Origin of the sequence: Paenimyroides baculatum (genome assembly GCF_008629655.1) — a bacterium.
Lineage (GTDB): Bacteria > Bacteroidota > Bacteroidia > Flavobacteriales > Flavobacteriaceae > Flavobacterium > Flavobacterium baculatum.
The window spans coordinates 118589-129656 of the sequence record NZ_VWSG01000003.1 but is presented as its reverse complement, the minus strand read 5'-3'; the positions used below and the strand labels follow the sequence as shown (position 1 = coordinate 129656).

At 32.6% G+C, this 11068-nt stretch carries 11 protein-coding genes; 4 read left to right on the top strand and 7 right to left on the bottom strand.

What is annotated here, in order from left to right; genetic code table 11:
- Positions 1-3 precede the first annotated feature (3 nt).
- Positions 4-930, bottom strand: a complete 927-nt coding sequence (locus F0460_RS05150; protein ID WP_150010950.1) for a glycosyltransferase family 2 protein — start codon at positions 928-930, stop codon at positions 4-6.
- Positions 931-1024: 94 nt separating this feature from the next.
- Here F0460_RS05150 and F0460_RS05145 point away from each other — a divergent pair, with 94 nt between their 5' ends.
- Both F0460_RS05145 and F0460_RS05140 read left to right on the top strand, forming a co-directional pair.
- On the top strand, positions 1025-1810 hold the full coding sequence (locus tag F0460_RS05145; protein WP_150010948.1) for a glycosyltransferase family 2 protein: 786 nt from the start codon (positions 1025-1027) through the stop codon (positions 1808-1810).
- A 1-nt stretch (position 1811) separates the two neighbouring features.
- Positions 1812-2576 carry a lipopolysaccharide kinase InaA family protein gene (locus F0460_RS05140; protein ID WP_150010946.1) on the top strand — a complete coding sequence of 255 codons (765 nt, stop codon included), beginning with the start codon at positions 1812-1814 and terminating at the stop codon, positions 2574-2576.
- Between the two features lie 7 nt (positions 2577-2583).
- On the opposite strand, the gene F0460_RS05135 is transcribed toward F0460_RS05140, so the two are convergent.
- The 4 genes from F0460_RS05135 to F0460_RS05120 form a co-directional block, all read right to left on the bottom strand.
- Complete coding sequence (locus F0460_RS05135; protein ID WP_150010944.1) at positions 2584-3336, bottom strand: glycosyltransferase family 2 protein; 753 nt, start codon at positions 3334-3336, stop codon at positions 2584-2586.
- 5 nt (positions 3337-3341) lie between these two features.
- Positions 3342-4406, bottom strand: coding sequence for a glycosyltransferase family 9 protein (locus F0460_RS05130; protein WP_223810766.1), 1065 nt, complete (start codon positions 4404-4406; stop codon positions 3342-3344).
- 2 nt (positions 4407-4408) lie between these two features.
- Positions 4409-5374, bottom strand: a complete 966-nt coding sequence (locus tag F0460_RS05125; RefSeq protein WP_150010942.1) for a glycosyltransferase family 2 protein — start codon at positions 5372-5374, stop codon at positions 4409-4411.
- 127 nt (positions 5375-5501) lie between these two features.
- Positions 5502-5714 (bottom strand): hypothetical protein, encoded by a 213-nt coding sequence (locus F0460_RS05120; protein WP_150010940.1) that lies wholly within the window; start codon positions 5712-5714, stop codon positions 5502-5504.
- Between the two features lie 119 nt (positions 5715-5833).
- Between F0460_RS05120 and ettA the strand changes: the two genes are divergently transcribed.
- Positions 5834-7522, top strand: a complete 1689-nt coding sequence (ettA, locus tag F0460_RS05115) for an energy-dependent translational throttle protein EttA (protein WP_150010938.1) — start codon at positions 5834-5836, stop codon at positions 7520-7522.
- 37 nt (positions 7523-7559) lie between these two features.
- On the opposite strand, the gene F0460_RS05110 is transcribed toward ettA, so the two are convergent.
- Both F0460_RS05110 and clpB read right to left on the bottom strand, forming a co-directional pair.
- Positions 7560-7823: a putative signal transducing protein gene (locus tag F0460_RS05110; RefSeq protein ID WP_150010936.1), complete on the bottom strand. Its 264-nt coding sequence runs from the start codon at positions 7821-7823 to the stop codon at positions 7560-7562.
- A gap of 91 nt (positions 7824-7914) precedes the next feature.
- Complete coding sequence (gene clpB, locus F0460_RS05105; protein ID WP_150010934.1) at positions 7915-10500, bottom strand: ATP-dependent chaperone ClpB; 2586 nt, start codon at positions 10498-10500, stop codon at positions 7915-7917.
- 183 nt (positions 10501-10683) lie between these two features.
- Between clpB and ytxJ the strand changes: the two genes are divergently transcribed.
- On the top strand, positions 10684-11034 hold the full coding sequence (gene ytxJ, locus F0460_RS05100) for a bacillithiol system redox-active protein YtxJ (RefSeq protein ID WP_397361830.1): 351 nt from the start codon (positions 10684-10686) through the stop codon (positions 11032-11034).
- The last annotated feature ends 34 nt before the right edge of the window (positions 11035-11068 follow it).

Sequence of the window (11068 nt, the reverse complement as noted above, 5' to 3'; positions counted from 1 at the left end):
AAATTATAATTCGGTTATTTTTTGTTGTGTTTTTAATGATTTGGTAAGCGGTGCACCTTGAAGATACAAATTAAAAAACGTCCACTTTTTAGGTTTTATTATGCTTGAAAAAAAACTGGTTATAAATAAATATAATAAAAGTATTTTTTTACTAATTAATCCGTAATGCTTTTGAACCAAGTAAACCAACGAAATTTTAAGTTCTTTTTTTATTTTAATGCTGCGTTCGGTACTTGCACCATGATAGTGCAAATATTTTGCTTGTGGCACTATGTAACAATCTTTATTCAGTTTTCTTAAACGCAGACAAACATCTGTTTCTTCATAATAAAGAAATAAATTTTCGTCAAAACCGCCAATTTCGTTAAAGATTTTTCTGTCGATAAGCATAAAACTTCCCGATACGGTGTTAACTTTCATTGGCGTTTGATAGTTTTTTTTTCTAACAGGATATTTTTCAGAATTCAATCTTTCTAAAAACCTTCTTCCAAAAATTTGTCTGATTGTACTTGCATAATGATCAAAAGATATAATTTCATTATTCTTATCATCAAAACTTTGTCCGCCAACAATAGCTACACTTGTTTTGTTTTTTATAAAATCATACAAAATTTGTAAACAGTCATTTAAAAACAAGGTATCATTATTTACAAATGCGACAAATTCTGATGGTTCTGCAAACTGTAATCCAAACATATTTCCGCCACCAAACCCCTTATTAATGTTGCTTCTGTGTAACGAAATTTTACTGTTAACATTCTGGTTTAAATAATTTTGTAAATGGTAATAATCTTCTTTTTCCGAATTATTATCTACGATATAAGCCTTATAGTTAAAGCTATCATCTGTTTTTTGTAAAATGCTTTTAATACAATTAATAGTGTACTCGCTAGAGTTGTAATTAATAATTATAACGGCTATTTTTAACATCTATCTTTAATTTCGAAGTAAAAATAAAGAAAAAAGTAAGTTATACCTACTTTAAATATCTTATAATATATATTTGTACCATTATTTGTAATTAATGAAAACAGCTTTACTAATATCAACCTACAACTGGCCGCAAGCTTTAGAACTTATCTTTAAAAGTATTTTTGAACAAACAGAAATGCCTGATGAAGTGTTGATTGCCGATGACGGATCTACCGAAGAAACCAAAAAGCTTATCGATAATTTTATTCAGAAAAGTACATTTAAGGTAATTCATGTTTGGCAGGAAGATAAAGGTTTTCGCAAAGCCATTATTTTGAATAAAGCCGTTGCTGAAAGCTCGTGCGATTATATTATTCAGATCGATGGAGATTGTATCATGCATCCAAAATTTATTGCAGATCATAAAGAAAATGTTCGAAAAAACGTTTATTTATACGGAACACGAGCTACGATTACTAAAGAAGCGTTGCCGGGGATTTTTAATGAACAGAAAACAAAATTCAATTTCTTTTCTAAAAATTTAAAGAAGAAATCAAGAACCATTCACAACAAATTATTGTCTAAAATGTATAAACCGCACGAAGGTTTTTCGTCGAATTTCCGTGGATGCAACGTATCATTTTGGAGAGAAGATTTTATTGCGATTAACGGTTACAATGAAAGTTTTGAAGGTTGGGGTAGAGAAGATAGTGACTTGGTTATTCGATTGGGAAATAAAGGCGTTTTAGCAAAGAGATTGCGTTATGTTGGAATTGTATATCATATTTATCATACCGAAAATCCACGCGATCAGTTAAAAGAAAACGATTTAATTCAGCATAAATCAATTCAAGAAAAAATTATACGAACAGAAAAAGGAATTTCGCAATATTTGTAAAATGAAGTTAGTTGTACAGCCGCAGTTTATCGATCAAAAAAAAGATATAGAAACTTTACTTACGCATTTTAATGAACAAGGAACGCTTTTGGTTAAAGGAAGCCGAAATACCATTAAGATTTTCCCGTTAAACGATCAATTGCTGAATATTAAAGCTTTTAAAAAGCCTAATTTGCTAAACTCGTTTGTTTATAGATTTATTCGAGATTCAAAAGCTAAACGTTCTTATAATTATGCTTTGCGATTATTAAATAGCGATATTGGAACGCCGCAACCCATTGCATTTGCCGAATATAGTGATAGAATTGGTTTAGGAAAAAGCTTTTACGTTTGCGAACATATTGTTACAGAATACACGTACAGAGATTTAGTTCAAAATCCTGATTTAGAAAATCATGAGGAGATTTTACGTGCTTTTACTGTTTTTTGCTACAAATTACATGAAGCAGGAGTAGAGTTTAAAGATCATTCGCCAGGAAATACACTGATAAAAATCAATTCAGATAATTCATATTCGTTTTATTTGGTCGATTTAAACAGAATGCAGTTTCATACGCAAATGTCGTTTGAACAACGCATGTATAATTTACGCCGGTTAACGCCTAAAAAAGAAATGATTGCTGTTATGGCAAACGAATATGCGAAATTGTACAACCAAAAAAGTGAACAAGAAATCTTTAATTTATTATGGAATTTAACCAGCGAATTTCAAATGAAATTTCACAGAAAGCAAATGTTGAAAAAACGCTACAAATTCTGGAGATAATAACGGTTTATTTCTTGCGTAAACGCTTAATTTCGGTATAACGTTCCCAAATAGAATATGCCATAAGATAGCTTACAACAGCCCCTTTTTTTCCGTCTAAAAAACCTAATCTAAATAAATAACGGTTTAAAAAACAATAAGTTGAGTGTCCGTAATGTTTAAAGATATTGTATTTTTCTCCTTTACTGAATTTTTCTTTAGCTTTTAATTTTCCGTAGTTTTTTAATTTTTCTTTGTAACTTTTATAATCATGAAAAGAATAGTGGATAAGCTTGTTTTTAAGGGATGAAATCTTTCCTTCTACCATTAATTTCTCGTGAACCAAACCGGTGTAAGTACCAACTTCTTTTTTAAACAACCGTATGTTTTTATCGGCTTGCAAGCCTGTAAAGTGCATTGGTTTATTCTTGTAATAATATGTTCTGTAAAAAAAGTAAGCGTCGGCAGTAGGTTTTTTTAATGTTTCTTGAATTTCTGCAGATAATGCTGGAGTAAGACGTTCGTCGGCATCTAAAAATAAAATCCAAGAGTTTGTTGCATATCCTAAAGCAATATTTCTTTGTGATGCATAATTTTCGAATTTATGTTTATAAAACTTTACTCGATCAAATTTTGTTGCTAATTCTTCGGTAGCATCAGTACTGAAAGAATCAACAATAATAATTTCATCAACAAAAGTTAAATTCTCTATTAATTCTACAATATTATGCGCCTCATTTTTCGTAATTATTAACGCAGAAATTTTAGTGTTGATATTCATAGTGTTTATGCATTATGTTTTAAGAAATGCATTAATAAGGGTTTAAACAACTTTGGATCAAGTTCTAAATATAGCTGTTCATTTTTAATTTTAATATCTTTAATTGATAAATTTTCAAAAAGATTCGGCTTGTAATCTTTCAAATGCACAGAAATATAGTTGATGCCGTCTTCAAAACTATTCCAACCTAATTTATCAATAACCGGCGAAAATATTGTAAAAGCAGGTTTGTTTAGTGCTTTCGCCATGTTAATTGCACCGCCGTCATTTCCAATTATAAAATCGCACACATTCATTAATCCGATAAAATCTCGTAACGATTTTCCTATTACATCAAAATAAATATGCTTTTGAGTTTCGGGTTTGCAAAGCTCGTAAATTTTCTTGGCTTCGTTTATTTGATTGGGGATATAATTAAACAGCAGATTTATTGGTTTGTAGGCAATAATTTCATCAATAATTTGTGCCATATATTCCAATGGATAGGTTTTAGATTCGCTACTTCCTAATAAGCTTATCATTGCCAAAGGAATGCTTTTATCGATATTATGCTTTTCTAAAAGTGTAATCGCTTGTTGTTTTTCGTTTTCACTTACAACTAATGTAGGTTTTAAAACTTTAGGAGTTAAAATTCCCAATGGTTTTAAAAGTTCTAACCTTTGCTCTATCGTTAAACCTAAATTTGTTTTTGGCTTGTTGTGGCGTTCAACAACGTGTGTATAAATAGCGTTTATGTATTTTTTATCGAACGAAATTCGAGTTTTTGCTCCTGAAAATCCTGTAATAATCCAACTTTCTAATTTAGAGTAACTGTCTATTACAATATCGTATTTTTCTTTTCTGATTTTAGCAGTAAACTTTAATAGTTCAATTTTAGAATCGCGTTGTTTGCTGGTAAAATGAATAATGTTGTAATTAGAATGATTGTTTAAAAGTACCGGATACGTGGTATCGTAAATTAAATAATCGATTTGAGCATTTGGAAATTCTATGGCTAAATTTTCGCAAATAATAGAAGAAACCAACACATCGCCGATCATTTTTTGCTGTATTACAAGAATCTTCTTCATTATTAGAATTTAAAATTTGTTGATCGGTAACTTAACCAAGTTTTGTGTTTTAGTGCTGTTTGATAGTAACTGTAAAGTTCTAAAAATTTGTATCTATTAACTTTTAGTTTCTTTAAAAAGAATAAAGGAAATGACAAAATTGCAAAAATACTAACAGTAAACATATTATTTGTCATTAATAAAGGATGAAGCCATTGCTGACTTGCAGTCGAAAAATGATTTGAAATATAAATATGCCGCGATTTTATTACTTCGGACTTTGTTATGGCTTTTGTTTTCGGATTTACTCTTGATGCGCCACCATGTAAGTGAAAAAGCGAAACTTCTTTCGTTATAACACACGGTAAATTATTGTCTTGAGCTTTTTTGCATAAATCAACATCTTCAAAATACATCCAATAATCTTCGTTCCATTTATTTATCAAATCAAAATTATCTTTCGATATAAATATTGCCGAACCTGAAATCCAATCGGGATAACTTCTTGTAGCTGTTTCTTTAAAATGTTCAGTTAATTGTTTCTTTTTAAAAACTCGTTCTAAACTTCGCAATATACCAAAAATTCGCAATGAGTTTGGAAATAATAAATTGTATTTATGAAACGAATCCTTACTATTTGTTTGCAAACAAGATAAAATTCCGATATTTTCTTTGTGGTAAATTGCAGTAAAATGCTCTAAAACGCCTTTATTTAGTTTGGTGTCTGGATTTAAAAAGAAGAGATAGTCTCCGTTAGCATTCGCAGCACCTAAATTGCAACCATTTGCAAAACCATTATTTCCGGAATTTGAGATCCATTTTACAGTTGGAAATTTTTGCTGATACTGTAAAAATAAGTCATTTGTAGAGTTATTATCAACAACAATTATTTCGGTACTTAAAGCTGTATTTAAATTTAAAATACTTTCAATACAATTGCTTAAAACAACCCATGAATTGTAGTTTACAATGATAATAGAAACATCCATAAATAAATTATTCTTTTTTAGCGCATTTCGCTAATTAGTATTGTTTGCAAAATTAAATAAAGCCAATACATTTTGGTGTATTGGCAAAATTTTAATTCTAATTTTAAAAACACAACATTTATAAATGTTAGATTTTAATATAGTTAATCTCGTTTTCGTACGATCTAACTGCTCCGCTTTTCAGTACAACAAGCAATCTGCCTTCATCGCTCCATCTTGCAGCTTCAATTTCTTCACCAACAAAAAGTTCCAATTCATGACCATTTGCATCTGTTATATAAAGCATTTGACCGATAATTCTAAAATTATTCGATTTTCTAAAGTTCTCTGTAAATTCCATATTTCTATTTTTATTCAAAAATACAAAACAGATTTTTATCTGCAATCAAATAAATTTTTATTAATACAATTTTAAGTGGTATTTTTGATGTGTATCTAAAAATATACTAAAAAATAATTATGTCAGACGATAAAAAAGTAATCTTTTCAATGTCGAAAGTGAGTAAAACTTACTCATCGACAAACAAAACAGTGCTTAAAGATATTTATTTAAGCTTTTTTTACGGAGCTAAAATTGGAATTTTAGGTTTAAATGGTTCAGGAAAATCATCTTTGCTTAAAATTATTGCAGGTGCCGATAAAAATTATCAAGGCGATGTGGTTTTTGCACCGGGTTACACGGTTGGTTATTTAGAGCAGGAACCGCAGTTAGATGAAACCAAAACGGTGATTGAAGTCGTTCGCGAAGGAATGGCAGAAGTTGTTGCTATTTTAGACGAGTTCAACAAAATTAACGATATGTTTGGTTTGCCAGAGGTTTATGAAGATGCAGATAAAATGCAGAAATTGATGGATCGCCAGGCAGATTTACAAGATAAAATTGATGCAGTAGGCGGGTGGGAATTAGATAATAAATTAGAAGTTGCTATGGATGCACTTCGTTGTCCAGAACCAGATACACCAATTTCTGTGCTTTCGGGCGGTGAACGTCGCCGTGTTGCTCTGTGCCGTTTGTTGTTGCAAGAGCCAGATGTGTTGTTGTTAGATGAGCCTACCAACCACTTAGATGCCGAATCGGTTCATTGGTTAGAACAACATTTACAACAATATAAAGGAACAATTATCGCCGTAACGCACGACCGTTATTTCTTGGATAATGTTGCCGGATGGATTTTAGAATTAGACAGGGGAGAAGGTATTCCGTGGAAAGGAAACTATTCTTCTTGGTTAGATCAAAAAGCAAAACGCTTAGAGCAGGAGGAAAAAACAGCATCAAAACGTAGAAAAACGCTTGAACGCGAATTAGATTGGGTTCGTCAAGGAGCAAAAGGTCGTCAAACAAAGCAAAAGGCACGTTTACAGAATTACGACCGATTGTTGAATGAAGATCAAAAACAGTTAGAAGAACAATTGGAAATCTACATTCCGAATGGACCGCGTTTAGGTACCAATGTTATTGAAGCTAAAAGTGTTGCTAAAGCATTCGGCGATAAAATTTTGTACGACAATTTAAACTTCACATTGCCACAAGCAGGTATTGTAGGTATTATTGGACCAAATGGTGCTGGTAAATCTACCATTTTCCGTATGATTATGGATGAGCAAAAAGCTGATGCCGGCGAATTCGTGGTAGGTGATACCGTAAAAATTGCTTATGTAGATCAATCACATAAAAATATCGATACAGAAAAATCAATTTATGAGAATTTTGCTGAAGGTCAGGAATTAATCATGATGGGCGGTCGTCAAGTAAATGCGCGTGCTTATTTATCGCGCTTTAACTTTGCAGGATCTGATCAAAATAAAAAAGTTTCAACCTTATCGGGTGGTGAACGTAACCGTTTGCACTTGGCAATGACTTTGAAAGAAGAGGGTAACGTTTTGTTGTTAGATGAGCCTACCAATGATTTGGATATTAATACGTTACGAGCGTTAGAAGAAGGTTTGGAAAACTTTGCAGGTTGTGCTGTAATTATTTCGCACGATCGTTGGTTTTTAGACCGTGTTTGTACACATATTTTAGCTTTTGAAGGCGATTCTGAAGTTTATTTCTTTGAAGGATCTTTCTCTGAATACGAAGAAAACCGTAAAAAACGTTTAGGTGATGTAGCACCAACGCGTATCAAATACAAAAAATTAGTTCGCTAATTAAAATCAAAAAGCTGTTCATTTGAACAGCTTTTTTTTATTCTTCGTTTTCGTCTATTAAATCGCCAACTTCGTCAATATCGTCAAAATTTGATTCAACTAAAGCGTAACGCGCTTTCTCTTCGTCGTCTTCTAACACAAAAATGTGTACAGCTTTATCGGCAGATCCAAATCCGGCTGTAATTGCAGAATCTATATCATTTCGTTCTACATACGAAATATTGTTTCCATCTAACGTATGCTTTACAGCCATTGCCATAATTGCGCTTCCGGCAAAAATTTCTACATGTCTTTGTTCCATAATTTTTTTATTTCCAATTTACGAAAATTGATTAAATAAAAATATAAAAGCGTCTTAAAATATTTTAAGACGCTTTATTGTTGTGTTGTTGTTAGTCTTGGTTTCTAAAAACCAATTTATCTTCAAAACTATCAAGAAGAATAATACTGTCGGTTTTAATAGATCCCGAAAGAATTTCTTTTGAAAGTTGATTTAAAACTTCGCGCTGTATCACACGTTTTACCGGACGGGCACCAAAATGCGGATCAAATCCTTTTTTAGCTAAATAGTTAATAGCTTCAGGCGTTGCATCCATAGTAATATGTTGTTGCGCCAACATTTTAAACACGCTTTTTAACTGGAACGATACAATTTGTTCAATGTTACCTTTAGTAAGTGGCGTAAACATGATGATTTCATCAATACGGTTTAAAAATTCCGGGCGAACCATTGTTTTTAATTGATTCAAAACTTCGGTTTTAGCATTTTCAGTAGCTTCTTCAACAGGATTTTTATCGAACTGTTCCTGAATAATATGGCTTCCCATGTTCGATGTCATAATAATAATGGTGTTTTTAAAATCTGCCAAACGACCTTTGTTATCTGTTAATCTACCTTCATCTAAAACCTGCAACAGTACGTTGAAAGTATCGGGATGGGCTTTTTCAATTTCATCTAATAAAATAACCGAATAAGGTCTTCTTCTAACCGCTTCTGTCAACTGACCGCCTTCATCGTAACCCACATATCCAGGAGGCGCACCAACCAAACGACTCACACTGTGGCGTTCAGAATATTCGCTCATATCAATTCGAGTCATGGCGTTTTCGTCATCGAACAAATATTCAGCCAACGCTTTTGCCAGCTCGGTTTTACCAACACCGGTTGTTCCAAGAAACAAGAACGATCCGATTGGCTTTTTAGGATCTTGCAATCCCGAACGACTTCTGCGAACGGCGTCTGAAATGGCTTCGATTGCTTCTTCCTGACCAACAACTCGCTTATGTAATTCATTTTCTAAATTCAACAGCTTTTCACGATCGGTCTGCAACATTTTTGTCACCGGAACACCTGTCCACTTTGCAACAACTTCGGCAATATCCTCATAAGTAACCTCTTCTTTAATCAGCGAAGGTCCTTTTTGATTTTCATCTAACTGTTTTTGATATTCAGCCAAGCGATTTTCTGCATCCTGAATTTTTCCGTAACGAATTTCGGCAACTTTACCATAATCTCCATTACGCTCGGCGCGTTCTGCTTCTAATTTGTATTCTTCGATTTCTAATTTGGCATTCTGAATATTGTCAACCACATCTTTTTCTGATTTCCATTTAGAAAAAATCTGATTTCGATCTTCTTTTAAATTTGCCAGATCAATCCCCAAAGCTTTCAATTTTGCTTCGTCATTTTCACGCTTAATCGCTTCAATTTCAATTTCCAACTGCATGATTTTTCTGTCTAAAACATCTAATTCTTCTGGTTTTGAATTGATCTCCATTCTGATTTTCGATGCCGCTTCATCCATTAAATCGATCGCTTTGTCTGGTAAAAATCTGTTCGAAATATAGCGTTGCGAAAGTTCAACCGCACCAATAATTGCTTCGTCTTTAATACGAACTTTGTGGTGTGTTTCATACTTTTCTTTGATACCACGCAGAATAGAAATCGCACTTTCGGTATCGGGTTCTTCTATAATAACCTTTTGAAAACGACGTTCTAACGCTTTATCTTTCTCGAAATATTTTTGATACTCGTCTAAAGTTGTCGCGCCAATTGCTCTTAATTCGCCACGAGCCAAAGCTGGTTTTAAAATATTAGCCGCATCCATAGCTCCTTCGCCACCACCGGCACCAACAAGCGTATGAATTTCATCGATAAAAAGAATAATATTTCCTTCAGACGATGTTACTTCTTTCACAACCGATTTCAATCGTTCTTCAAATTCGCCTTTGTACTTTGCGCCGGCAATCAACGCGCCCATATCTAACGAAAAAACCAATTTGTCTTTCAGGTTTTCAGGTACATCGCCCTGAACAATTCTGTGTGCCAAACCTTCGGCAATTGCGGTTTTACCAACACCCGGCTCGCCAATTAACATTGGATTATTTTTAGATCTTCGGGTTAAAATTTGTAAAACACGGCGAATTTCTTCATCACGCCCAATTACAGGATCCAATTTTCCGCTGTTCGCCAAATCGTTTAAGTTTTTGGCATATTTATTCAGTGAATTGTAAGTTTCTTCTGCCGATGCCGATGTTACGCGTTCGCCTTTTCGTAGTTCATTAATTGCAGTTTCGATTTGTTTTTCGGTTGCTCCGCTGGTTTTTAGAAATGATGCAATTTTACTGTTTGATTTAAAAATTGCCAGAAACAAATGTTCGATCGATACATATTCATCGTTCATTTTTTTGGCGATAACCTGTGCTTCGTTCAACGCATTTCCTGCTAATCGCGATAAATCTATCTGCGCACCTTCAACTCTTGGGAACGATTCAATGATTTGATCGTTCTGCGATTTTAACTGATCGATATTTACACCGACTTTCTTCAGAATAAAAGGCGTTACGTTTTCATCAACCTCTAAAATTGCTTTTAAAAGATGCTCGTTTTCTATTTGTTGCTGACCAAAGGTCTGTACCAGAACTTGAGCCTGTTGCAGTACTTCTTGCGATTTTATTGTAAAATTATTTAAGTTCATAATCTTTATGTTTTTGTTCTTTGTTGTTTATTTTGTTTGATGATAGAGTATTTTCAAATGATATTCCAAAGATTAAAATATGTCAAAATGTCTTAATTTTAAATTTTAACAGAATGAAATAATGCCAAAATGACACTTTGTTGTAAGTTTCGATGTAAAAGGATATGAAATTTTGACGTATATTTGAATACTAAATTTACAAAAATGAATTGGAAGGTTTTAGAAAACAGCAATCAAATTGAAGAGATAAAAGAAGCATCACACAATAAATTACAGTTGATTTTTAAACACAGTACGCGTTGCATTATCAGTAAAATGGCGTTAAAGAATTTTGAAAATGATTTTTTACTGCATGATGTAATTGATGCGTATTATTTAGATTTAATTGATTACCGGAGTATTTCTAATGAAATTGCAGATGATTTTAGAATTACGCATCAATCACCACAAATTTTGTTGATTAAAGATGGTAAAGTGGTTTATAATGAATCACATGAAAGTATTGATGCGAATGTGTTGAAAGAGTTTGTTTAATTTTTTGAGATATAATAGTTTTATTGGTTAGAAA